20 protein-coding genes and 1 tRNA gene are annotated in these 24,768 nt (G+C 63.6%); 3 read left to right on the forward strand and 18 right to left on the reverse strand.

All coding sequences use genetic code 11. The features are described 5' to 3' along the window. From AB4Y32_RS29670 to AB4Y32_RS29695, 6 genes are all read right to left on the reverse strand, one after another. The coding region (locus AB4Y32_RS29670) for a tetratricopeptide repeat protein (RefSeq protein ID WP_368724738.1) at positions 1-2,143 on the reverse strand (2,143 nt) is incomplete at its 3' end. A 54-nt stretch (positions 2,144-2,197) separates the two neighbouring features. After that, entirely contained in the window at positions 2,198-3,403 is a 1,206-nt protein-coding gene (locus AB4Y32_RS29675; RefSeq protein WP_368724739.1) for a class I SAM-dependent methyltransferase, read from the reverse strand. After that, positions 3,400-4,341, reverse strand: a complete 942-nt coding sequence (locus tag AB4Y32_RS29680) for a UDP-glucuronic acid decarboxylase family protein (protein WP_368724740.1) — start codon at positions 4,339-4,341, stop codon at positions 3,400-3,402. Before AB4Y32_RS29680 ends, AB4Y32_RS29675 begins: the two co-directional genes overlap by 4 nt. Further along, positions 4,338-6,170, reverse strand: coding sequence for an O-linked N-acetylglucosamine transferase family protein (locus AB4Y32_RS29685; RefSeq protein ID WP_439899859.1), 1,833 nt, complete (start codon positions 6,168-6,170; stop codon positions 4,338-4,340). Before AB4Y32_RS29685 ends, AB4Y32_RS29680 begins: the two co-directional genes overlap by 4 nt. A 189-nt stretch (positions 6,171-6,359) precedes the next feature. Further along, on the reverse strand, positions 6,360-7,046 hold the full coding sequence (locus AB4Y32_RS29690; protein WP_368724742.1) for a glycosyltransferase: 687 nt from the start codon (positions 7,044-7,046) through the stop codon (positions 6,360-6,362). A 347-nt stretch (positions 7,047-7,393) separates the two neighbouring features. Continuing rightward, positions 7,394-7,469 (reverse strand) — tRNA-Arg (locus AB4Y32_RS29695). 333 nt (positions 7,470-7,802) lie between these two features. Between AB4Y32_RS29695 and AB4Y32_RS29700 the strand changes: the two genes are divergently transcribed. After that, on the forward strand, positions 7,803-8,738 hold the full coding sequence (locus AB4Y32_RS29700; RefSeq protein ID WP_368724743.1) for a cytochrome c5 family protein: 936 nt from the start codon (positions 7,803-7,805) through the stop codon (positions 8,736-8,738). Positions 8,739-8,818: 80 nt separating this feature from the next. On the opposite strand, the gene AB4Y32_RS29705 is transcribed toward AB4Y32_RS29700, so the two are convergent. Next, positions 8,819-10,906, reverse strand: coding sequence for a UvrD-helicase domain-containing protein (locus AB4Y32_RS29705; protein ID WP_368724744.1), 2,088 nt, complete (start codon positions 10,904-10,906; stop codon positions 8,819-8,821). A 373-nt stretch (positions 10,907-11,279) separates the two neighbouring features. On the opposite strand from AB4Y32_RS29705, the gene AB4Y32_RS29710 reads away from it, so the two are divergent. Further along, complete coding sequence (locus AB4Y32_RS29710; protein WP_368724745.1) at positions 11,280-12,329, forward strand: oxidoreductase; 1,050 nt, start codon at positions 11,280-11,282, stop codon at positions 12,327-12,329. 43 nt (positions 12,330-12,372) lie between these two features. Here the strand turns inward: AB4Y32_RS29710 and AB4Y32_RS29715 are convergent, their stop codons facing one another. The 3 genes from AB4Y32_RS29715 to pseB are packed head-to-tail and all read right to left on the reverse strand — an operon-like array spanning position 12,373 to position 15,322. Beyond that, positions 12,373-13,263, reverse strand: coding sequence for a class I SAM-dependent methyltransferase (locus AB4Y32_RS29715; protein WP_368724746.1), 891 nt, complete (start codon positions 13,261-13,263; stop codon positions 12,373-12,375). Beyond that, positions 13,260-14,231, reverse strand: a complete 972-nt coding sequence (locus AB4Y32_RS29720) for a glycosyltransferase family 2 protein (protein ID WP_368724747.1) — start codon at positions 14,229-14,231, stop codon at positions 13,260-13,262. The genes AB4Y32_RS29715 and AB4Y32_RS29720 overlap by 4 nt, the downstream gene beginning before the upstream one ends. A 47-nt stretch (positions 14,232-14,278) precedes the next feature. Beyond that, positions 14,279-15,322, reverse strand: coding sequence for a UDP-N-acetylglucosamine 4,6-dehydratase (inverting) (gene pseB, locus AB4Y32_RS29725; RefSeq protein ID WP_368724748.1), 1,044 nt, complete (start codon positions 15,320-15,322; stop codon positions 14,279-14,281). Positions 15,323-15,400: 78 nt separating this feature from the next. Here pseB and AB4Y32_RS29730 point away from each other — a divergent pair, with 78 nt between their 5' ends. Then, on the forward strand, positions 15,401-15,580 hold the full coding sequence (locus tag AB4Y32_RS29730; RefSeq protein WP_368724749.1) for a hypothetical protein: 180 nt from the start codon (positions 15,401-15,403) through the stop codon (positions 15,578-15,580). Here AB4Y32_RS29730 and AB4Y32_RS29735 read toward each other — a convergent pair. Genes AB4Y32_RS29735 through rfbH form a run of 8 tightly spaced genes read right to left on the reverse strand, consistent with a single transcriptional unit; the run spans position 15,570 to position 24,766 of the window. Beyond that, positions 15,570-16,373, reverse strand: a complete 804-nt coding sequence (locus AB4Y32_RS29735; RefSeq protein ID WP_368724750.1) for a hypothetical protein — start codon at positions 16,371-16,373, stop codon at positions 15,570-15,572. The genes AB4Y32_RS29730 and AB4Y32_RS29735 overlap by 11 nt on opposite strands. Positions 16,374-16,416: 43 nt before the next feature. After that, positions 16,417-17,484, reverse strand: a complete 1,068-nt coding sequence (pseI, locus tag AB4Y32_RS29740) for a pseudaminic acid synthase (protein ID WP_368724751.1) — start codon at positions 17,482-17,484, stop codon at positions 16,417-16,419. Next, positions 17,481-18,065, reverse strand: a complete 585-nt coding sequence (gene pseH / locus AB4Y32_RS29745; protein WP_368724752.1) for a UDP-4-amino-4,6-dideoxy-N-acetyl-beta-L-altrosamine N-acetyltransferase — start codon at positions 18,063-18,065, stop codon at positions 17,481-17,483. Before pseH ends, pseI begins: the two co-directional genes overlap by 4 nt. Beyond that, positions 18,062-19,291 carry a UDP-2,4-diacetamido-2,4,6-trideoxy-beta-L-altropyranose hydrolase gene (gene pseG / locus AB4Y32_RS29750; protein WP_368724753.1) on the reverse strand — a complete coding sequence of 410 codons (1,230 nt, stop codon included), beginning with the start codon at positions 19,289-19,291 and terminating at the stop codon, positions 18,062-18,064. The genes pseH and pseG overlap by 4 nt, the downstream gene beginning before the upstream one ends. Continuing rightward, on the reverse strand, positions 19,216-20,442 hold the full coding sequence (gene pseC, locus AB4Y32_RS29755; protein ID WP_368724754.1) for a UDP-4-amino-4,6-dideoxy-N-acetyl-beta-L-altrosamine transaminase: 1,227 nt from the start codon (positions 20,440-20,442) through the stop codon (positions 19,216-19,218). Before pseC ends, pseG begins: the two co-directional genes overlap by 76 nt. 33 nt (positions 20,443-20,475) lie before the next feature. Further along, entirely contained in the window at positions 20,476-22,284 is a 1,809-nt protein-coding gene (locus tag AB4Y32_RS29760; protein ID WP_368724755.1) for a thiamine pyrophosphate-binding protein, read from the reverse strand. Then, complete coding sequence (locus AB4Y32_RS29765) at positions 22,281-23,435, reverse strand: NAD-dependent epimerase/dehydratase family protein (protein ID WP_368724756.1); 1,155 nt, start codon at positions 23,433-23,435, stop codon at positions 22,281-22,283. Before AB4Y32_RS29765 ends, AB4Y32_RS29760 begins: the two co-directional genes overlap by 4 nt. A 17-nt stretch (positions 23,436-23,452) precedes the next feature. Then, positions 23,453-24,766 carry a lipopolysaccharide biosynthesis protein RfbH gene (rfbH, locus tag AB4Y32_RS29770; RefSeq protein WP_368724757.1) on the reverse strand — a complete coding sequence of 438 codons (1,314 nt, stop codon included), beginning with the start codon at positions 24,764-24,766 and terminating at the stop codon, positions 23,453-23,455. Positions 24,767-24,768: the final 2 nt, after the last annotated feature.

The following is a 24,768-nucleotide window of genomic DNA, read 5'->3' on the forward strand; positions in this document are numbered from 1 at the left end:
ACGGGCTCAGCGCGATATCCACCCGCCCGTACGCCGCCAGATACTCCGCGCGCGGCGACGGGCCCTCCAGTATCAGCCGCTCCCCGCCGATGCCGTGCGCCTCGAAACGCGACAATGTCGCGGCACGAATGTCGTCTGCTTCGAGCAGCGGCGCCTTCAGAAAGAGCCGCGAATGCGGCAGCGAGTGCAGCAATCTGCACCACAGTGCGATCACCTCGTCCGTCACCTTGACGAGCTTGCCGAAACAGCCGAATGTCACGCCCTTGCCGGCGAGCATCGGCAGCGGGCCGACTTCGACCGCATCGCGCGGCGGCGTGAAGCAGAGATAGCTGTCGGGCAGCCGCCACGGCTTTTCGACGAAATGGGATTCCTCCCCTTCCGGCAGCACGTGACGGTCGCCGAGGAAGTAATCGATATCTTTGCTGCCCGTCGTCGCGAAGAAGCCCAGCCAGCTCACCTGCACAGGGGCCGGCTTCCAGCCGAAAATCGGCAAGCCGGTCCATGACGTATGCCCAGCCAGATCCACGAGAATGTCGATCTCATCGTCGCAAATCGTGCGCGCGGCCGTCTCGGTGTTCATCCCGTGCACATCGCGCCATTGACTGAAGTGTCCCTTCAGGCGGGCGGTCACGTCGTCCTGTTCCGCGTAGGTCGAATAGGCGAGTAATTCGATGCGGCGCCTGTCGATATAGCCCAGCACGCTTTCGAGAAAGATGCCGACGGGATGCTGCCGCAAATCGCCCGACACGAATCCGATACGCAGCGGCCCTGCTCGACGTCGTTCTCCGCGCAGATGGACGAAAGGCCGTGTGCCTGCGCGCATCAGTTCGCCGAAGCGGCGTGCATCATCCATCCATTCGTGCGGTGCGAACTCCGGCGCGCTGGTCATCGCGAACAGCATGCGATTGTAGATTTGCAGAGCGTCACCGCCATTTGCGAGCGACTCGCGATAAGCGGCGATTCCGCCCGCCAGGTCATTCACCTGCCGACGGATATCTCCGAGCGTGATCAGCATCGAACTGTCGTTACGCGACAGGGACAGCGCCTTCTGACAATTCTCCAGCGCTTCCTTTGTCCTGCCCTGCTTGCTGTGAACGATAGCGAGGTTGTGATAGGTGTCCGCGTTGCCCGGATCGAGATCGAGGGCGAGCCGGTAGCTCAATTCCGCGGCCTCGGATTTATCTAGCGAGTAGTACGCATTGCCGAGCAACTGGTAAGCCTTGACGAGCCGCGGCTGGAGTTCGATCGCGCGACGTGCGTGCCGCAACGCGTCGTCGTAGAGCCCACGGCAGCCGCATGCTTCGGCGAGGCCACAGTGCGCCAATGCGTTAGACGCATCGGCGGCGAGCACTTTCTCATAGTACGCAGCCGCGGAATTGAAGTCGCTCGCTTCGCGCAGCTGATCGGCAAGCGAGAGATATGCGCTGACGTCCTCGCGCGCCAGTACGAACGGCAGACCCGCGGCAGCACCGGCCAGATCGCCCCTGGCGCGCAGCACCGCGCTCAGGCCATCATGCGCCGCTCGCAGATCCGGCTGCAACGCGATCGCCTGGCGATAGCTGCCGATTGCCTCGTCCAGTTTCCCCTGCTCGCGCTGCACATGGCCCAGGTTGCAGTACGCCTGCGCGTAATCCGGCGCCAGCGCGAGCGCCTTGCCGTAGCTCTTCGCCGCCGCTTCCAGCTCGCCCAGGTCCTGCAGCGCATTTCCCAGGTTGTTGTACGCCTGCGGGTACGCCCCGTTCAGCTCCAGCGCCCGCGCGCAGCTGTGCATCGCCTCCTGCGCGCGCCCCGCCTCGCGCAGCGCGTTGCCCAGATTGTTGTGCGCCTCCGGGTACGCCTCCTTCAGCGACACCGCCTCGCGATACCGCGCGATCGCCTCTTCCAGGCGGCCATGCTCGCGCAGCATGTTGCCCAGATTGTTCAGGTACGCCGCTTCCGCGCGCACGCGCACCGAGTGCTCCATCAGTGCGAGACCCGCCTCGTACTCGCCCCGCTGGCAGCGCAGCAGCCCCAGGAAGTGCTGCGCATCCGCCTGCCCGGGCTCGCGATCCAGTATCTCCATGTACCGCGCCTGCGCCTCCTCCAGCCGTCCGGACTGGTGATGCGACAGCGCCTGCTCCAGCAGCCGTTGCACTTCGTTCATGTGTCTCGCTCTCGACGGCCCGCGGCTCCACACCCGCGCGCGCTGCTATCGGATTCAGTAAGGGTGGGTTTCGGATGCGAAATCGATCAGCGAGCCGTCGTGCTCGATCAACACAGCGCCTGCGGAAATGCCTTCGCGAGACATTTCGGCGACGATGTCACGCGCGCGCCATTGCGTGGGAATCACGACCACGTCGACGGCCGCTGTTTTCAGTACGTCGCGGTACTCGATTTTCTGGCCGGTACCCGGCACGAAAGTGCCCGCTTTCTGCTGATCGGAATCGACCACCAGCGGAAACCGCCCGGCGTCCGCACCAAACTGATGAATGAACGCGGCAGCCTTGCCTGTGCCCCCCCAGATCGCGACGCGCTTGCCTGATCTGGCCAGTGACGACAGTTGCTGCGCGATCGTTTCGCGGCTGATGGCCGAACGCGCCGCGAAACTCGCCGCAGCCTGCGCACGGGCACGCGCTTGCGCGGGAACTTCGAGACGCACCAGCGCATAGACGACTTCACCGTCGTACCCGTGCGCGAGTGTGATGATCTCGCCCGCGCGCGACATCAGCGCCCGGAACGATTCCGTTGTGAAATGCGAGACGTGCTCGTAGAAGAAGTCGGCAAGACGGCCCGTTTCGAACACCCGGTCGATGCACGGCACTTCGGCGAAGAGCAGACACGCATGCGTTTGCGATGCGGCGCCCCACGCGAGTTGCTCGATCAGTCTGGCGGGCTCCTTCAGGTGTTCCAGCACGTGACGGATAACGACGGCGTGCGGCGCGAAGGTGGCCATATCGGAGAGCGGCTCAAACAGGCGCGCATAAAACTCGACTCCGTGTCCGGTCTCCGGGCTCGCATTAGGATCGAAGCCGATGAAGCGGCCAGCATCACGCACCTGCGCGAGGCCTCGTACGAAATGGCCCTCGCCGCAGCCGATCTCGACTACGTTCGGCGCTGCCGGCAAATGATTGAGGAGAAGATCCCGGGTCAGTGCCAGATGCCCCTTCCAGATGCCACCGCTGTTGAACATGCGGTTCGGGTTGCTCTCGTACGGAATCGCGTCGTAGCGGAAACGATGATTCCACACGTGCGAGCACGACGGACACTGCACAAAGTCCTGCGGGTGGCGGGGCAACTCGCGTGCTGCCTTGGCGGAGGACGGCCAGGCCAGCGTTGCAAGCGAATGTTCGCCGGCTGGGAAAAAGCGTGCCGCGATCGAATGCGCGCACACAGGACACGCGGCGTTGAGTAGATCGTTACTCATTGATTCACCAAATGACGGAAGTAGCTGATGGTCTCTTTCAAACCATCTTCAAGCTCCACGCCCGGATGCCAGTCGAGATGCTGGCGCGCGCGCGCGATGTCGGGGCGCCGCTGAACGGGATCATCGGCGGGAAGTGGACGGTATTCGATGCGGCTCTTCGAGCCGGTCAGGCGCAGCACGCGCTCGGCCAGTTCGCGAATCGTGATCTCGGCCGGATTGCCAACGTTGATGGGGCCGACCAGTTCGTCCTGATTCATCATGCGCAGCAGGCCTTCGACGAGGTCGTCGACGTAGCAGAACGACCGGGTTTGGCTGCCGTCGCCATACAGCGTGATAGGCTCGCCACGCAGCGCCTGCATGATGAAGTTCGATACGACACGCCCATCGTCCGGCCGCATGCGCGGGCCATAGGTGTTGAAAATGCGCACCACGCGAATGTCGACCTGGTGCTGCCGGTGATAGTCGAAGAACAGCGTTTCGGCACAGCGCTTGCCTTCGTCATAGCACGCTCGCGGACCGGTTGGGTTCACGTTGCCCCAGTAGCTTTCCTGCTGCGGGTGCACTTGCGCGTCGCCGTAGACCTCGCTGGTCGAAGCCTGCAGGATGCGCGCGTTGCAGCGCTTCGCCAGACCGAGCATGTTGATTGCGCCAAGCACGGCCGTTTTGACCGTGGAAACGGGATCGCTCTGGTAGTGAACAGGGCTTGCCGGGCAGGCCATGTTGAAGACGCGGTCTGCTTCGACATACAGTGGCAGCCAGACATCGTGCCGGATCAGCTCGAAGTTCACGCGCCCGATCAGATGTGCGATGTTCTGCTTGCTTCCCGTATGAAAGTTGTCGACGCACATGACGTCGTGGCCCGCACCGACAAGGCGGTCGCACAGATGCGAGCCGAGGAACCCAGCCCCGCCCGTCACAAGAACCGAAGGCATGTTCACCGTGCGCTCTCCGTGACCTTCGAGACGTGACTCGCCCACATTCCGTGCAACGCGTCCTCGAGGTTTTGCGCAAAGCGCGCGGCGTCGCACAGCGGCGAAGCGAGAAGCTGCGCACGCAGTTGGCCGCGCAATACGCGCAATTGCTCGATGTTCGACGCGTACGACGCGGCTTTGGCGATATATTCGTCCGCGCTTGCTGCGATCCAGTCCGAAAGCCCCGCCGAATGCAGGATGCTCTCGCAGATGTGCGACAGGAACCGCTCACCACGCAGGCAGACTACGGGCACGCCCATCCACAGGGCTTCCGCGGTAGTCGTACCGCCCGGATACGGGAAGGGGCTCAATGCGATGTCGACGCGCCGATATGCGTTCAGATAGGCAGCACGCGGCGAACGTCCCTCGAAAAACAGGCGCGACGCGTCGATCCCATGCGAAGCGAAGCGTGCATACATCGTTTCGCTTGCGTGGGGCGCATCGAGATGCTGTGCCTTCAGGAAGAGGCGCGATTCCGGTACGGCGTTCAGCAGGCGCGCCCAGACGGCCACAGTTGCTTCGGAAATCTTCGCCAGCTTGCCGAAATAGCCGAACGTAGGATACCCGTTCGCGACCATCGGTAATTCACCGACCTGCACGTATTCAGTCGGCGGCGTGAAGCACAGGTAGCTGTCGGGCAGCAGCCACGGTGTCTCGGTGAAGTGCGCCGCTTCGCTGGCGGGCAGCACATGGCGGTCGGCGAGAATGTAATCCATCGCCTTGAGGCCCGTGCTCGCGAAATAGCCCGGCCAGGTCACCTGCACGGGCGCCGGCTTCCATGCGAACACAGCGAGGCGGTTGTGCACGGTATGACCTGAAGCGTCGATCAATACCTCGATCTGGTCGTCGCGAATCATTTTCGCAGCCGCTTCGTCCGTCATGCCGCCGATGCACTTCCACGATGCGAAGCGAGCCTTGATGCGCGAGGTCAGCACATCTTCGACATCGCGCGCCGGATACGCGTACAGCGCGACGCGCCGCATATCGAGGTTCTTCACGACGCTTTCGAGGAAATAGCCGACGGGATGCTGCTTCAGATCGCCGGATACGATGCCCACCCTCAGGGGCCTATCGATGGGCAACGCCGGCTGTACGAGCCAGTCGCGCCAAGCGGTCACGCCACGGGTAGCGGCTTCGTCGAAACGGGACGCTTCTTCGAGATACGCTTGCGGCGCGAAATCGCTCCGGTAATTGAGCGCAAACAGCATATTGCTGCGCGGGACCGGCAGCTCGGGACTCAATGCAATAGCGGCACCATATGACTCGATGGCCGCGTCCAGTTCGTCGAGTTCCATCAACGTGTTGCCGAGGTTGTTGTACGCCTGCGCGTGATCCTGCTTTAGCGTGATCACCTTCACGAACGACTCGACGGCGGCCGTCAGATCACCTTGCTGACGCAGCGCATTCCCGAGATTGTTATAAGCGTCGACGTAGTCCGGCTGCAGCGCGATGGCCTGCCGAAAGCACTCGACCGCGGCAGCGGGACGGTTGTTTGCCTGCATCACGTTGCCAAGGTTGTAGTAGTAGATCGCCTGCGGCCTGATGGCGATAGCCGCCATGATCAGTTCCGACGCCTGAAAGTACTGCCCGAACTGATGCCCGATCAGCCCCAGCAGGTGCAGTGCATCGGCGTGGCGCGGCTCGCGTTCGAGGATTTCCCGGTAGAGGGTTTCGGCTTCTCCGAGGCGATCGGCTCGATGATGTTCGAGTGCACTTGCAAGCAGCGCGTCGATTTTGGTTGTGTCAGGCGTGGCGCTTCCAGCCACGGCCGGCGCCTCTCGCCTCGGCGTCGGCATGCGCCGCCATGAAGCCGGAGCGGCGGCTTCGGAAACTTGTCGATCGCGGGATTCAAGTTCGTTCATGGGTCGAAGCATCACGCTTGGCGCGCGACGTTGATGTCAGATCGGTGAAAAGGGGATGCCACAGTTGAATGCGAATGTCGGTCGCCCGTGCGCCGGCGCGAGATCTCCACACCGCTACCGCCTCTATTCGCCGTATTTGTGCAAATACCGCACATACGCATCGCGCCAGCGCGGCGAGTTGAAGCCGCCGCCGCTTTCGTGGATCGTGCTCAGCGCAAACGTGCCCATCCGAAGTCCCCTGAGCTCGGCTTGACGGCAAAAATCCACGTCGTAGAAGTCGAACGTGAAGCGCTCGTCGAAGGTGAGCCCCGTGCGTTGGAGCGTGTCGCTATCCACCGCAAGCAGCACACCGTCGAGCAGCTTGCATTGACGGCCTGCGGGCCCATAGAAGCTCACGTTCTGACACGGGAAGCCGCTGCCGTGCCCCACCACACCGCTCAGAAACTCGCCCGTCTCCAGGCTGAACGACTCATCGGCAAAGCACCATGCGGGCTGGCGCGGGATGCGGCGCGTATTGCCGGCGAGGCCGATGATGTCGAAGTGGGTCAATCCTTCGCGAATGCGGTCAATCAGGAAGAAATCCGGAATATGCAGGTCGTCGTGGATGAATACCAGAATGGCGGGCTCATCCCTGGCTTGGGCGATCGCCAGGTTGTAAATCGCGGACAAGCCCTCGGTGTTGTTGTCAAACACCACGAGTTCGGGCGGATGGGCGTAACGGGACAGCGATAGCGAGCGGCCGAGCGCCGTTCCCGTCGCAAAGTCGTCATAGGACACGCGCGTGCCGCAAACAAATCGAATGGGCTTCATGTTTCAGCGATAGATGACATCGACTGTGGTCCCGCGCGACCGACGATCCGCAATCGCGGAATGCTCGCGCGCCAGGCCCCACCTTGATCGACATTTTGCGTGAACGCTGGAAGCCGCAATCTACGGATCAGACCACGTTATTGGCCGCTATTCCGTGATCTCCGGGAACCGAAAGACGCGCCCCATCGGAAACGACACCACGGTTGAGCATCGCCAATTCAAAGTGGGAAGGTTTGGGCACGACAGCAGTCGTTGCGGAATGGCCAGAGGAGAAGGAGCGAGGAGAGTGGCGGCGAGGTCACCGCACGCGTGCTGCTGCTTTGAATTACGCGCAGTGGCGCAAAAATTGGCGCGCCCGGCTGGGATCGAACCAGCAACCCCTGCCTTCGGAGGGCAGTACTCTATCCATTGAGCTACGGGCGCATTCGGAAGAAATGCTCGGCGAAAAGCGCTGCAAAATCACGAGGTTGATGCGACATGCGGCGCCAAAGCGAGACCGAGAGGATACCCTTTTTCAGGCGGTCCGTCCACCGCAGGCCCGCTGGCGCAACCCACCAAGCTGTCGAAAGCAATGTCAAATCAATCACAAAACCGCGCGAGAACCCAAAAATGTCCGCGTAAACGCCTACTGAACACGCTTGAGGCCCGCACACCGGCGCCGAAACCTTCCGTCTATAATCGTCCGTGGCCTATTAAGAACAAAGTCGTTGCCGTCGCGCTGTACCGCTCACAATACCCATGGGAGACGAGACAAGCATGAGCGAAGCACCACACGGAGCCCCGATCAAAACCCCCGGACAGCTGATCGCCGCAGTCATCGCCGGCTTTGCTGTCCCCATCGCCATCATCGTTCTGCTCGCCTATTACGTCGACAACTCGACTCGCACGGGCGCGGGAACCGATGGCCTGTCCGACGCAGTCGTCGACTCGCGCATCACCCCCATCGCCAAGGTAGACATTCGCGACGCCAACGCGCCGCGCGTCTACAAGACGGGCGAGGAAGTGTACAAGGCCGTCTGCTCGGCCTGTCACGCGGCGGGCGCGGCGGGCGCGCCGAAGTTCACCAACACGGGAGACTGGGCGCCGCGCATCGCCCAAGGCTTCGACACGCTCTGGCACACCGCGCTGACCGGCAAGGGCGCGATGCCCCCGCGCGGCGGCACGAGCCCCGACGATTACAGCGACTACGAAATCGGGCTTGCCGTCGCTTACATGGCGAACAACGCAGGCGCGAAGTTCGCCGATCCGCCGAAGCCCGTGCCGGGACAGCCGGCTGCCGGTCCTGCGGGTGCCTCCGGCGCAGCGGCCGCTTCGGGCGCCGAAGCGGCGTCGGGCGCAGCAGCAGGCGCTTCCGACACCGCCAGCGCACAGGCCGCCGCCGCCATGGCCGCGATGAAGAACGTGCCCCAAGGCGCCGCGCCGGCATCGGGCGCGACGCAAAGCGCGGACGCATCGCAGGCGGGCAAGGCGCTATATCAGCAGGTCTGCCAGGCCTGTCACGCGGCGGGCGTGCTGAACGCGCCGAAATTCGGCGACAAGGAAGCCTGGGCGCCGCGCCTCAAGGACCCGATGGACACCGTCTACAACTATGCGCTGCACGGCAAGGGCGCGATGCCGCCGAAGGGCGGGTCGAACGCCTCGGATGCGGACGTGAAAGCCGCCGTCGATTACATGGTGAACGCGTCGAAATAAGCGCCGCATCTTCGGCCCCAACGAAAAATCCCCGCCTCGTGCGGGGATTTCTCATTCATGCGGCATGCGCGGCCAGCGCATCACGCCTTCTGCAACAGCGCCTTCAAACTCGCAAGCCGGTCTTTCGGCGTCATCGGCGCTTCTTCCGGTGTCGGTGGCGGCGCTTCGTCGAGGCCCATTTCGGGGATGAAGCGCGATGGCTCGCATATCACCGTCTCGCGCGCCCGCTTGCGCTTCTTGCACCAGTTCAGATGCAGGCTGCGCTGTGCGCGCGTGATCGCGACGTACATCAGCCGGCGCTCTTCCTCGATGCGCGCATCGTCGATCGGCCCATCGTCCTCGGTGCCGCCGCGATGCGGCATGATGCCTTCCTCGACGCCCACCAGAAACACGTGCGGATATTCGAGCCCCTTCGACGCATGCACCGTCGACAGACGCACGGCATCCGGGTCTTCGTCCTTGCCTTCTAGCATCGACATCAGCGCGACCGTCTGAATCAGACCGAGCAGATTCTTGCCTGTATCGGTGAGACCGTCAGCGGTGTCGTAGCCGGTCTGCTCCGCGCCTGCTTCGGGTTCAGGCTTCGTGCCCTTTCGCTTGAGCCACTCGAGAAACTCCAGCACGTTCTGCCACTTCGCCTGGGCCTGGCGTTCGTCGAATGCGTCGTACAGGTACGCTTCGTAGTGGATCGCTTCCATCATGTCGTCGAGCACGGACGTTGCTGCATCTTTCTCAGCGCGGTCTCGCAGACGCTGCATGAAATCGCAGAACACGCGCAGCGGCTCGACCTGCCGCGCCGACAGCCGCGCTTCGATGCCGCCCATGTACACCGCTTCGAACAGCGACACCTTCGCCTGCCCCGCGAACGCGCCCAGCGCTTCGAGCGTCGTGTTGCCGACGCCCCGGCGCGGCGTCGTGATCGCGCGGATGAACGCGGGATCGTCGTCGGCGTTCGCGATCAGCCGCAGATACGCGCAAATGTCCTTGATCTCAGCCTTGTCGAAGAACGACTGGCCGCCCGACAGCACATACGGAATGCGCTCGCGGCGCAGCACCTGTTCGAAGATGCGCGCCTGGAAATTGCCTCGATACAGGATCGCGTAATCGCGAAACTGCGCGCGGCGCTCGAACTTGTGCGCCGACAGCCGGAACACGACGGACTCGGCTTCGTGCTCTTCGTCGTTGCACCCGGTAACGGTGATCGTGTCGCCCATGCCGTGCTCGGACCACAGCTTCTTCTCGAAGAGCTTCGGATTGTTCGCGATCACGTTGTTCGCCGCCGTCAGGATGCGCACCGTCGAGCGGTAGTTCTGTTCGAGCTTGATCACGTGCAGCTTCGGGAAGTCCTTGCCGAGCTGCGCGAGGTTTTCGAGCGTCGCGCCGCGCCAGCCGTAGATCGCCTGATCGTCGTCGCCGACGGCCGTGAACGCGGCGCGCGGGCCCGCCAGCAGCTTCACCAGTTCGTACTGGCACGCGTTGGTGTCCTGATACTCGTCGATCAGCAGATAGCGCAGCTTGTTCTGCCAGCGGTCGCGCACCTGCTCGTTCTTCTTGAAGAGCTCGGCGGGCAGGCGTATCAGATCGTCGAAGTCGACGGCCTGATACGCGTGCAGCGTCGCGACGTAGTTGCGATAGACGATCGCGGCCTGATGCTCGTCCTCGTTCGACGCAATCGCCATCGCCTCTTCCGGCATGATCAGGCCGTTCTTCCACAGCGAGATGATCGTCTGGATCTTGCGGATGAAGCCTTTGTCCGTCGAGCCGACCTGCTCCTGGATCATGCCGAAGCAATCGTCCGAATCCATGATCGAAAACTGCGGCTTCAGGCCGACGTGCTCCGCTTCCTGACGCAGGATCTGCACGCCGAGCGAGTGGAACGTGCACACCGTCAGCTGGTTGACGGGCACCTTGCGGCCTTCCTTGCCGGGCGCCGTCAACGTCTTGCCCTCGAGCAGCTTGCCGACGCGCTCGCGCATTTCAGCAGCGGCCTTGTTCGTGAAGGTGACGGCAGCGATATGGCGCGGCTCGAAGCCTTTGTTTTCGATCAGGTGCGCGATCTTCTGCGTGATCACGCGCGTCTTGCCGCTGCCCGCGCCCGCGAGCACGAGACACGGACCGTCGAGATAGCGCACCGCTTCGCTTTGAGCGGCATTCAGGCCTGCGGACATCGTTGTGAATGAGAAGTCAATTGAGGGCGCTGCTTGACGAACGAGCGGCCCGGGAACATGCAGCAAGACGGCTCGAATGGCGCATCGTGCTGGACGGGTGCAGAGGCACAAGCGTGGCGCTTGCGGCGATCCGCCGGCATCCGCCGCGCATCTGTCTCTTGCGCCACGCACTTGATTCCATGCGTCTTTTGCCGTTCGCGTGAGAACCGCGATGCTAACACGAATGCTCTTGCGAATGCCTCGGCTCATGCCCTCGGGTCAGCGGCGACGCGCCATGCACTGAACCCGCGCGTCGCGAGCCGAAGCGCGTCCGTGCCACAATTGCGGCGTTGCGCGCCGCCCCCGCGGCGCGCCGCTTTTGCAGGGAACACGCATGTCTTCATCGCTGAAAATTGGCTTGATGGGCTACGGCTTTGCCGGCGCCACCTTTCACGCGCCGGTGATCCAGCACTGCGGACGCGCGAGCGTCGCCGCAATCGCCACCGGACAACCCGACAAGGCTCGCGCCGACTATCCGAACGCGCGCATCGTCGCCGACATCGACGCGCTGCTCGCGCTGGCGGACATCGAATGCGTCGTGATCGCGACGCCGAACGACACGCACTTCGACCTCGCGCGCCGCGCGCTGGAAGCGGGCAAGCACGTCGTCGTCGACAAGCCCGTCACGCTCACGGCCGCCGACGCGCGCTCGCTCGCCGATCTCGCGCAGAGCAAGGGCCTGCTGTTCGCGCCGTTCCACAACCGCCGCTGGGACGGCGATTTCCTGACCGTGCGCGAGCTGATCGCAAGCGCAGACCTGGGCCGCATCACGCATTTCGAATCGCACTTCGACCGCTTCCGTCCGGGCATCCGGCAGCGCTGGCGCGAAGAGGCATCGCGCGGCGGCGGCCTGCTGCTCGACCTCGGGCCACATCTGATCGACCAAGCGCTGACGCTCTTCGGCACCCCCGAGACGGTCTATGCATCGGTGAAGGCGTATCGCGACAATGCGAGTGCGCCGGACTACGTTCACCTGCTGCTCGGCTACGCGAACCACGAAGTCGTGCTGCACGCTAGCGCGCTGACGGCGATCGTCGCGCCGCGCTTCACGATTCATGGCACGCGCGGCAGCTACGTGAAGCACGGTCTCGACACGCAGGAAGATCAGTTGAAAGCAGGCCTGCGCCCCGGCGACGCCGGCTTCGGCGGCGGCAACGAGGCGGGCAAGCTGCGCGTGCTCGAAGGCGAACAGGAGGTGCAGCGCGATCTGCCGACGCGCGACGGCGTCTATGTCGAGTTCTATCGCGCGCTGGCGGCTTCGATTTGCGACGGCGCGCCGTTCCCGGTCAGCGCGCAGGATGCCGTCGACGTGATGACGATCATCGAACTCGCGGCTCGCAGCGACGAGGAAGGCGTGCGGTTGCCGTGCAAGCGCGGAGTTTGACGTCACACGGGCCGCGGGCCGCCCTGGCACGGCCCATTGCGGATCAACGCCGCTTGCAGACGATCGAAAAAACGTGTGCTTGCCGGCCGCCCGCTCCGACAGCATGCTCAGCGACCTCGACGGCTTCGAGGCCGCTGGCGTTGAGCAGCGGTTCGATCGACGCTTCGCTGAAGAAGTTGATGTGTTCGTGCCAGTGTCGGCGCTGACGATTGATGTCGAGCGAGCCGCGGTTGGCGCGCATCAGGTCTTCATGCGGGACTTCCACGTAAAGGAGCGTGTCTTGTCTCATCTCGGCCGCGATTTCGGCGAGCGTATCGATGGGATGGGGCACGTGTTCCAGCACGTTGGAGAACACGATCAGGTCGTACCCGGTCGCGCCGATCACCGTCTTGTCGACGCGCACCGCGCCGTCCACGACAGGCTTGCCGGAAATGTCGTAGACGTGATGCAGCGCACAGCGGCTGCGAAACGGCGTGTTGAGCCCCGTGTCGCCGCCCCAGTCGAGCAGGCGCGGCGTGCCGCGCACGTAGCGCTCGAGGAAAGCCTCGATCTGTGGGATGTAGAACGATCCGTCGACGTAAATCTGATTGCGCGCCTTGTAGCCCGGTTCGAAACGATCCCTCAGGTCTGTGTATGCCTCGCCGCGATAGTCGGTGTAGAGCGCGGCCATCTCCTCGTCGTCGAAACGGATATCGAGGAACAGCGCGCCGCAGTCCGCGCATTGCACTGAATTGCACAGCGGATACGCGTGACCCGGCTGAATGTCACGAAAGCCCCAATCAGCCGTCACTTCGACGGGCTCCCATCCGAACACGCGGTTTGCGACGAACGGCATCAGGATCGCGGGACTGCGGTTGAGCCGGTCGCCCTGGCAGCAGATGCACAGCCTCGCGATACGCTTGCGCTGGCGAATCGGCGAAGGAAGAGCGGTCATGATGCATCCTGTTTCCGGAGTCGTCCCGCCGCGACGCGAGCCTTCGTGACCTCTCGCGCGTGAGCGAGATTCGCCTGGAATTTTTCCGATTCGAATAGTCTTCCGGATACCTCATCCGTCAATTCGGCGAGACCTTCGATGAATCGCTGTAATTCGGGAAACTGCGCGACGTAATGACCGTAGACGTGTTCGAGGCGCTGCTTCGCCGCGAGGATTTCGCGGATCGTCAGATTGCCGTCAGCCGCCTCGCCGCGCAGGAACACCTCCCACTCGATGAGGCCCATCGCGAAGATCGGGCTGCCGGCTGCCGACTCCTGCGCGCCGTGCTTTCTGAAGCCGCCGAAGTAGCCGCCGACAGCGACGATGGGCGCCCTGCCGGCCACCTCGAGGTACGCGCAGACGTCACCGAGAAAGTTGGGTTCGTGGCCTTTGTACAAGCCCATTTCCGCGAGGTCGATGCGGCTCTTGTCCAGCATCAGGAAGCTCGGCTCACCGATAAAGTTGTCCATCTGCCCAACCATGCGGCGCGCAATGTAGCTGCGGTCCATCAGCCCCAACTGGCCATCGCCCAGAAGCCGGGGCGGCGTATACACGACCGCGCCGCTTTCGTCGATGATCGCGCGCTCGTGAAACGCCATCAGGGAGTCAGGATACGTCTGCAAGGCCTCAATCAGCACCTCGACCGACGCGGGCATCAGCACGTCATCGTAGAAGAGCCACTTCACATAACGTCCACTCGCCTTCGCCCACAATGCACGCGCGTTGTCGCCGCCATTGTCGAAGCCGTGATGAAAGTACTTCAGCTTCGGGCTATCGAACTCGCGGACGATCTGTTCAAGCGCCCCGTTCGGGGTGTTGTCGCCCACGAGAATTTCGATGTCCTCGAAGGTCTGTGCAAGCGCGCTGGCGATCGCCTGTTTGACAAACTCCGGACGGTGCGCGGGAATAAGAATGCTGACGGTGGTCACTGAACTCTGCCTCTGGCGAATCGCAACATCTGGTACGCGTGAATGCGTTACGCCGCAACGGCTTCGAGAGCCGGGGCCGTGTGGAAGCCGCCAACCATGCGGACCATCTCGACGAGCGATTCATGCGTAAGCCAGTCGTCGTTGTTGTCGCTGCTGTACGAGAAGCCTTCGGGCATCGGACTGCCCGCTTTGACGGCGTGACGCTCGGCGCGTCGGTCGTCGAATTCAGGCACGATCACGAAATGCGTGCCCATGTCGTACGTATGGCGTCCTTCGTCTTCGCTGATCAGCACTTCGTGCAGTTTCTCGCCGGGACGGATGCCGACCACGCGCGCCTCGGGCGAGCCGGGGAACGCCTTGACGAGGTCCATCATTCTCGTGCTCGGAATCTTCGGAATGAAGATCTCGCCCGGTTCGGCGTGATCGATGGCGCGCAACACCAGGTCGACGCCACCTTCCAGATCGATCAGGAAGCGCGTCATGCGCGCATCGGTGACGGGCAACGTGGTTTCACCGCGTCGGATAAGATCCGACCAGAAGGGAATCACGCTGCCACGGCTGCCCGTGACATTGCCGTAGCGCACGACGCTAAAGCCGATGTCGCGATAACGCGTGTAAGTGTTCGCGGCAACCAGCAGCTTTTCCATCGCCAGCTTGGTGGCGCCATACAAATTGGACGGGCTGACGGCCTTGTCCGTCGACACGCCGATCACGCGTTTCACGTTGCGGTCGAGCGCCGCCTCGATAATGTTCTGCGCGCCGATGATGTTGGTCTTCACCGCCTCCATCGGATTCGCTTCGAGCGCAGGCACCTGCTTGAGCGCGGCAGCATGAACCACGATGTCGATGCCGTTGAACGCGCGCAGCAGCCGTTCGCGGTCGCGGATGTCGCCAAGGAAGTAGCGCACTGGGAAGCGGCTCTGCGAGAACACCTGCGCCATTTCGAACTGCTTGAACTCGTCGCGGCTGAAGACGACGATCTCGCGCGGCTCATAGTCCTTCAGCAGGCGCGCGACAAATGCGCGGCCAAAGGTGCCCGTGCCGCCCGTCACCAGGATCGACTTGTTGTTCAGGTAGGAAGAGAGCTTCATAAGGTCTCGCTGCGTTGTTCGTTGGTATTGTCCGCAGCGGCGATGCGGCCTTGTGGCCTTGCGCTGCCTGGTGCGGTCATGATCGCCGTGGCACGGCGTCGTCCGGAAAGCCCGGTTGTCATGGGTACCCAGTTTACGCAGCGTCCGCCAGATCAAATTCGTGATAACAAGCCCCTTTTCCCCCTTTTTCCCGCCGATTCAGACGCCAGCATGAACCCCGCCGGACTGCCGCGCGGGCGTTTCGAGCTTATTTCCTGAAGCGCCACACGGTCCGGATGGACGGGTTCAGCGGGTGGATGCCGAAGACGTCGGGCTCGAAGCTCACTATTTCGATGTCGGGATGGCTGCGCAGCAGTTCGACGAGGTCGCGGTTGTGCTGGATCAGTTCGTTGAACCGGTTTCTCGCCATCCCCAGCAGGGTCGTGCGCTCGTCGAGCCAGGAAGGCTCCAGATGGATGACCTCGGTGATCTTGTCGCGCTGCTTCGAGATCGCGTCGATGAAAGCGCGCGCGCTCGGAATCTGCTCGATGCTGTGCACCGTGAGGATCGTCGAGCCTGGGCGAATGAACTCGTAGGTTTCCGGCTGGTAGTAATCGAAGCGGCAGATGTCCGCACCAAAGCGCTGGCCGAGCCGCACCGCGTTCTCCGAGTAGTCGCCGCCATAGCTTTTGTCGCCAAGTTGCGCGAGGTTATAGCCGTAGCCGCAGCCCAGTTCGCAGATCTGTCCCGTAGCGAAACGTTGGGCGCTCGACTGGATCAGGTCGATCCACAGCTTGCGGGCAACCCGGGTCGGGCACTTGAACAGCTCTTCACCATACGAAATGAAATGCGGCGCATCCGGGCTCATCCCCATGTTCTCGAATTCGCGCGTCTTGCATGCCTCGATGGTCAGAAGCGATGCGTCGGCCAGCAGAGGCGCATACCGGTCGATGTTGTACTCGGACTCGATCTGCGCGATGTCACGGTCGATGCCGAATTTCTCCCAGCCGAAGAGGCGCTTCGGCCAGTTGCTCTTATTGCTGAGGTAGTCGTTCAGGGATACGGATTGCATGCGGGTACTCGCCGTTGATAAGTGTCGTCAGGCTGAGCGTGCGTCAGGAGGCGCTGAGCGCGACGTCGGTAATGGGCTCGCCACGCTCGAAGCTCACGGGCGACGGCCGCCCCAGCAGCCGGTCGAGATGCTTGGGCGCAAGGCCAAAACCGGGCCGGATGCTGCGAACGTTCTCGTTCGTGAAGAGTTCGCCGGCGGCGATCGGCTTGACGGCATAGAGCGAGCGGCGGAACTGTGCGTTGCCCTGTTCGCTGCTCTTGCGCGCATAGTTCACGCCGCCCAATGCGTCCCACGCGGTGCGGGCGTCGCGGACGAGCGCGGCCAGATCGGCCGGCTCCAGAGAGAAGCTGTCGTCGGGCCCGCCGCCATTGCGGTCGAGCGTGAAGTGCTTTTCGATCAGCGCGGCGCCGAGCGCGACCGAGCAGACGGCCGTCACGTTGTCGAGCGTGTGGTCGGATAGGCCCGTCACCACGCCGAAGCGGCTCATCATGTCGGACATCGTGCGCAGGTGGTAGTCGGTCGCAGGCGCCGGGTAGCCGCTCACGCAGCGCAGGACGGCGACTTCCTCGCAGCCGCCCGAGCGCGCCGCGTCGATCGCCTCGGCAATTTCTTCGGCACTCGCCATGCCCGTTGAGATGATCATCGGCTTCCCCGTGCGCGCGGAATAGCGGATCAGCGGCAGGTCGATCGCCTCGAACGACGCGATCTTGTAGGCAGGCGCGTTGAGGTCCTCGAGCAGATCGACGGCCGTCGTGTCGAACGGTGAGCTGAAGATCGTGATGCCTTCCGCGCGCGCCTTGTCGAACAGAGGCTTGTGCCATTCCCACGGCGTATAGGCGCTCTCGTAGAGCTGATACAACGATGTGCCCGCCCACAGGCCGCTCGTGATCTGGAATTCGGGGCGGTCGCTGTCGAGCGTGATCGTGTCGCCGCGATAGGTCTGCAGCTTGACGGCATCGGCGCCTGCCGCGCGCGCCGTCTCGATCAGCCTGAATGCCTTGTCGAGACTGCCATTGTGGTTCGCCGACATCTCCGCGATGATGTACGGCGGATAGTCGCGGCCGATGCGGCGCCCCGCGATCCGCATGTAAGGCGAAGCGTTCGAGTTCATGATGCGTCTCCGGAAAATGCGTGCGCCCTTTCGTCAGCGGCGCGGGCACGCAGCCAGGACGCGCGCGTCAGGCTGAATTCGTGGACATCCTGCACCGTGTCGCCGTCGCGATGGTGCGCGCGCAGAATGTGCTCGCGCTCGGAGCCGAGCTTGCGATGAAAGCGAAGCGAGGCTTCGTTCGACGCCAGAACTTCACCGATCAGTCTGTTCAGTGACAGCGGCCCGAATGCCTCGGCCAGCGCGAGGCGGCCAAGCCGTGTGCCGCTGCCTTTCGGCGCTCCGGGGCGCACGTAGAAGCCCCAATGCGCTTCGCCGCTCGCCGCATCGATACGGGTGAAGTTGACGACGCCCATCGGCTCGCCGTCAGCATCGAAAATCAACGTGCGCTTTGTCGGATCGCGCTGAAGCCGCGCGAACCATGCCGCGTGCTCAGCGGGCGTGATCTCGCGGGATGTGTACATGACGGCGCGCACCTCGGGCGCGTTTCGCCACATGAGCACCTGCTCGAGGTCGGCCTCGCACAGCGGCCGCAGGCGGTCGCGTAACGTGTCGGACGCCATCGCGTACACGGCAGCGCTCATCGTGTCTCCTGAATGCCGAGCAGGCGCGCCACGACGCGTTGCACGCCGAGTCCGTCGACTGCCTGCATAAGCCGCTCACGGCGTGCATGCGCCGCCGCCGATGCGGGATCGAGTGCGCGAAGCGCGCGACGGTATGTTTCGGGCGTCGTGTCACGTGCGTCGCCGAGACTGTCGACCCATCCCTGTTCGCCAAGGAATTGGGCAATCGGTTGCTGGTTGTCGGCGACCGAAACGACCGACGCGTTCAGCCCCAGGCAAAAGCGCTCCCAACTGGTGATGCCCGATGCGCCGAACGCATGGTCCGCGTTCGTCATCAACCCGGCCATTGCCGGGACATAGCCAAGCACGGTCACACCAGGCAGCGCGCATTGCTCGTGTTGCGCGCGGCGCGGATGATTGGCGCCGATCACCACTTCGGCGACGAAGCGTTCCGCGTCATACGCGGACCATGCGTCCAGAAACTTGCCCGTTTCATCCGTCGCGTCGACGCCGCCGAAGAAAACGAGCAGACGAGCGGGAGCTTCGACGCGGCGGTGCTTCGCTATCTCGCGCAGCGCGGCGAATTCCGGACGCAGCAACGCATACTCGACGCCTGTCAACTGCTCGCATCGAGGCTCCACGCGCGAGCGGTAGCGTTGCTGCGCGTTCGCAATCATGTTCTGGTCGAGCAAAAGGTCGGCGTCGTGGTGCCGGTCGGCAAGATCGTCGATTACGAAAATCCGCTCTGCGAACTCGCGCAACGGCGTTTCCCAGCGTGCGTCGAGCGCATAGTGATCGACGACGAGCCAGTCTACGCTGCCGGCCGATCGCAGCACCCGCGCCGTATCTTCCAGATCCATGCGCCAGTCGCAACCCAGCCATGCGGCATGTGACGGTTCGGCGGATACGACGTGCTCGTCGCGCGGCGCAAGCGAATGAACGGGATAGCCACGCGCTTCGATCAACGCGTCGAGATGCCCTAGATGGGCGCGAGTGATGAACCGCACGTTTGCGCCTTCAGCGCGCAGTCCGTCCGCGAGTGTGAGGCAGCGCATGACATGGCCGCTCCCCATACTTACCGACGCATCGGTGCGAATTGCGACTCGAAGCGGTGACGTGGCATTCGACGTGGCATTCGACGCGCCGTCATCGCGCTGACTGGCAAGCGTGTTCACGCGGAATCCCTGGCCTCGACTGTGCGGGCCGCGAGCGCCGGACGCGTGCGCGACGGAGTAAGCAGCGTCCACAGGGCATCGGCCACCTGGTCCTGTTCTGCCTCTTCGAGCGCCGCGAACAACGGCAAGCTGATGGCCTCGCGATAGAACTGCTCGGCAGCGGGAAAATCGCCCGCCTTGAAGCCAAGGTTCCGATAGTGAGGCTGCATATGAACAGGGATGTAGTGCAGATTTACGCCGATTCCCGCCGAGCGCAGCGCCTCGAACACCTCGCGATGCGTGCGGCCCGACACCTTCCCGTCTTCATCGAGCACGAGACGAACCACATAAAGATGCAAGCTCGAATAGCCTTCCTTTAGCTGGGCCGGCACCGTGACAGGCAACCCTTCGAGCAGCCGGTCGTAACGCCGCGCCAGCACGTGGCGTCGCTCGACGTACGCGTCGAGTCGATCAAGCTGGCTTGCACCGAGCGCCGCCTGTAGTTCCGTCATCCGGTAGTTGAAGCCCAGTTCGATCTGCTCGTAGTACCACGGACCGTGGCTGGGTTCGCTCATCGCAGCCTGGTCGCGCGTGATGCCATGGCTGCGCAACAGCGCCATGCGCTCGGCGAGCGCCGCGTCGTTCGTGACGGCAACGCCGCCTTCCGCCGTCGTGATGATCTTGACGGGATGGAAGCTGAACACGGTGATGTCCGCGTACCGTCCGCAGCCGACGGGCTCGCCGCAATAGCGCGCGCCCACCGCGTGCGACGCGTCTTCGATGATCCTGAATCCGAACTCGGTGGCGAGTGCCCGAATTTCGGCCATGTCGCACGGATGCCCGCAAAGATCGACGGGCACCACGATTTTCGGCAGCGTGCCCTGTTCACGTGCCCGTTCGAGCTTCGCGCGCAAGGCGCGAGGACTCATGTTGCAGGTGGCAGGGTCGATATCGACGAAGTCAACCGTGGCGCCGCAATACAGCCCGCAATTTGCTGACGCGACGAACGTGATGGGCGTAGTCCACAGGCGATCGCCGTGACCGAGGCCGAGCGCGAGACAGGCAATATGCAGCGCCGACGTCGCGCTGTTGACGGCGACGGCATGCTTTGCGCCCGCATAAGCCGCGATCGCCTGCTCGAAGCGCGGCACGGCCGGTCCCTGGGTCAGGAACGGCGAGCGCAGCACCTGGGTGACGGCTTCGATATCGGCGGCGGTGATGTCCTGACGTCCATAGGGGATCATCGGCGGTTCCTTTTCATTGCTCCGGACAGTGCATCAGGCCGTCGTGCGCGCCGTGGCACGCGCGAAACGCTGCAAGTTCTGCTCGATTTCTTCCTTCGGCAGGAACGGATACATGTCCTCGAGCGCGGGCGACTCCATCTTGCCGTCAGCCGTGCGGCGCGACATCAGGCGTGGCGAACGCGGCTGCCCTGGCGACACGTTCAGTTCGCAGATCATCGGCCCCGGTTCGGTCAAGCAGGCTTCCAGTTGCGCATCCAGTTCGCCGTGATTCGCGATGCGGCAGTAGCCGAGACCGTAGGCCGTCGCGAGGCTGTCGAAGCGCGGATTGCCGACACCCGAACTGGAATCGGCGCCGACCAGGTGTCCCGCGAAATGGTTGGTCTGAGTTGCGCGGATCGACTGGTAGCCGTCGTTGTTGAGCACGAAAATCTTGATGTTGAGCCGGTTGAGGCCGACCGTCATCAGTTCCTGAATGTTGAACTGGATGCTGCCGTCGCCCGTCACGAGGATCGTGCGTGCGGCAGGGTCGGACCGGCGCGCGACGGCCGCGCCGACCGCTGCGGGCAAGTCCCAGCCCATCGCGCCGTAGTTGATGTTCGTGTACACGCGTTGACCAGGCGTGACCTTGAATGCCTGGATCACCGACGCGGCATCGAGCGCGTTGCCCGTGAGCACCAGATCGCCCGCGCCGAGATAGTCAGACAGACGGTCGACGAACACATAGCTGTTGACGTACTCGCGTTCCGCTCGCTGTTCGGGCGTCACGGTCGGATAGCGCTGCTTCCATTCGAGGCAGGCAACGGGCCAGTCGGGATCGACGTCGAAACGACGGTCCTTGCACGCTTCGAGCAACGCGCGGATGAAGCTGCCGGCGTCGGCCGCGACGCCGAGATCAGGCGTCGGGCGCATCTTGCGGATTTCCTCGACGTCGGTGTTGACGACGATCTTCGTCGAATGCTGCGAGAACGAATCCGTGTTGAAGCCGATATTGGTGACCGACATGCTCGCGCCGATCGTGAGCAGAAGATCGCAGGTCTGGATGACGAAGTTGGCGTTGCGCTGCCCGCCCGGTCCGAAGCGGCCCGCGAACAACGGGTGATCGTCGCCGATCAGATCGAGGCCGCCTAGCGTCGTGAGCACGGGGATGCCGAGACGGTCGGCAAGCGCGCGCGCTTCCTGTTCGGCACCCGCGTAATGCACGCCGTTGCCGAACACGAGCGCGGGCCGCGATGCCTTCGAAATCCGTTCGACGACGCGCAACACGTCTTCCGCCGCTGGCGCAGTGCCCGTTGCGGGCGCCAGCCTGCGCGGCTCAGGCAAGTCCACCTGCGCGCCTTGCACGTCGAGCGGGATGTTGATCCAGACGGGACCCGGCCGGCCACTCGACGCGACTTCGAAAGCCTTGTCGAGTTCCGCGCCGATGGTCGCCGGATCGGTGATGGTCACCGCGTACTTGGTGACAGGACGCACCATATCGATGATGTTGATTTCCTGCGGCCCCATTTGCCGGACGCGGGAATAGTCGGCGATCAGATCGCGCCGCACCTGGCCTGAGATCACCACGACGGGAACGGAATCGACCCATGCGCCCGCGATCGCGGACAGTGCATTCGTGCTGCCGGGACCCGTCGTCACGAGGCACACGCCGGGGCGCCCCGTCGCGCGCGCGTATGACTCCGCCGCGATAGCGCAGGCCTGCTCGTGATAGTTGCACACATAACGGATCGACTTGCTGTGGCCCAGCGAATCGACCAGATGCATGATCCCGCCGCCCGTCACGGTGAATATCGCGTCCGTGCCCTGGATCGCGAGGTACTGCATTACATAGTCAGAGAGTTTCATGTGCGTTCTGCAGGTTCGTAGCAAGGAGGCGCGCAGAGCGTGGCCTGATTGGCAGCGCCCGCCGTCGCGGCCCATGCGGCCGTCCGGCGAATTGCGGCATCGAGCGGTGTGACGACATCCAGCCCGAGGCGCGCACGGGCGAGCCCGACATCGGGCGCGAAGAGTTCAGGACGGTGGCCCGTCGGCTGCCCGGCGACCACGACGGGACATTCGCGCACCGGCACGGCCGCCGGCACTTCGCGCGCGATCTGCCGCGCCAGCTCGCCAATCGAAATCGGCCGGTCCGAGCCGACATTGAAGATCTCGCCATGCTCGCCGCGCAGCAGCATCGTCCACAGCCACATCGCCATGTCCGCGCCGTACAGATACGAGCGGATGGGCGTGCCGTCGCCTTTGATCTGGATCGACTTGCCTTCGAGCGCGTCTCGCATGAAATTGCCGGCCGCGAAGCCCGAGTTGAACGGCTGGTACGGGCCGATGAATGAAAAGCAGCGCGCCGCGACTGCGGTAAAGCCGTGCGCAGCGCCCGAGGCCACCGATAAAAATTCGGCAGCGGCTTTGCCGAGTGCGTATGCGCCTGCCAGATCGCCGCGCACGCTCGCGAGCGGGTCGCTTTCGGTGAGCGGGCGATCGAGTGCATGCGTGCGCCCATACACCGCGCCCGAACTGATCAGCAGGAAGCGTTTCACCGCATGACGCTCGCAGAGATCGAGCACATGGCGCGTTCCCATGACACTCGCGTCAAACGCCGCGAGCGGCGGCGGATTGTCGAGCGACACGTTGGTTGCCGTCGCGGCGTGAATCACGTGCGTATAAGGGACGCGGCGGCCATCGCCGGCTTGACCGTCATGCGAAGGCAGATCGCCGTTGCGGATATCCCCTCGCACGAGCGTGATGGCGGGATCGGCGGCGAGATGGGGCGCAATGGCCGCTAGCCTTTCCGGGCGCCGCGCGAGCACGCTGATCCGCAAGTCGATGCGAAACCGCGCGCGCGCCCACAACGCGGCCTCCAGCAGCCAGCAACCGACGAAGCCGGTGCCGCCCGTGACCAGCACATGCACGCCGTTGAGTTCGCGCCACAGCGCTTCGCTGCCGACGAGCACGGCGGCGAGATCGTCCGCAAGCGGGCTCGCGTATTGATGCGTCGTCATGGGACGTGAACCCTGTGTCAGAACACGACGCCAAGAAACCGCTCGATCGAAGTGGCCGCGAATTCGAGCATCTCTTCCGTCAGCCCCGGATACACACCGATCCAGAACGTCCGATGCATGACGACATCCGTATGCATCAGTTCGGACGCGACGCGATAGTTACGGCCCTTCATATACGGTTGCTTGAGCAGATTGCCGCCGAACAACAGGCGCGTGCCGATCTTCTTCTGGTCGAGATATCCCAGCAGATCGGCGCGGCTGACGGGCGCGCTGTCGCGCAGCGTCAACGGAAAGCCGAACCACGACGGCTCGCTACCGGGCGTGGCCTCGGGCAGGATCAGATACTCTTCGCAAGTCTTGAGCCGCTCGCGCAGGAATGCGAAGTTGCTGCGGCGGCGCTCGATGAAACCGTCGAGCCGGTCCATCTGCGCAAGCGCGCAAGCGGCCTGCATGTCGGTGATCTTGAGGTTGTAGCCGAGATGCGAGTAGATGTACTTGTGATCGTATCCGGCAGGCAAGTCGCCGAGCTTCCAGCAGAAGCGCTTGTTGCAGGTGTTGTCGCGGCCGGGCGCGCAATAGCAGTCGCGGCCCCAGTCGCGGAACGAATCGATGATCGGCTTCAGCTCGGCGTGTCGCGTGAAGACCGCGCCGCCTTCGCCCATCGTGATGTGATGGGCCGGATAGAAACTGAGCGTGCCGATGTCGCCGAACGTGCCGACGAGCTGCCCCTGAAACGTCGCACCCAATGCATCGCAGCAGTCTTCGATCAGCCACAGGTTGTGCTTGCGGCACAGCGCCGTCACCACTTCGAGGTTGTACGGATTGCCGAGCGTGTGCGCGAGCATGACCGCCTTCGTCTTCGGCGAAATGGCGGCCTCGAGCAGCGAAGGATCGACGTTGTATGTCGGGATCTCGATATCGACGAAGACGGGCACCGCGCCGAATTGCAGGATCGGGTTGACCGTCGTGGGAAATCCAGCCGCCACGCCAATCACTTCGTCGCCGGGGCGGATCGCGCGGTCGCCAAGGCGTGGCGACGTCAGCGCTGAAAAAGCGACCAGATTCGCCGACGATCCCGAGTTGACCGTCGACACAAACGGCACGCCAAGCACGCGAGCGAGCGACGCTTCGAACTGGTCGTTGAAGCGGCCCGTGGTCAGCCAGCCATCGAGCGACGCTTCAACCATGTTCTTCAATTCGCTCGCGCCGATCACCTTGCCGGCGGGCGGAATTGCGGTGTCGCCCGGCGCGAACGGCCTCGGCGCGCAACTCGCCTGCGCGTAGCGATCGACCAGTTCGAGGATTTCGCGCCTCAGCGCCTCTTGACTCATCT

This window comes from Paraburkholderia phymatum, assembly GCF_040965635.1.
GTDB lineage: Bacteria > Pseudomonadota > Gammaproteobacteria > Burkholderiales > Burkholderiaceae > Paraburkholderia > Paraburkholderia phymatum_B.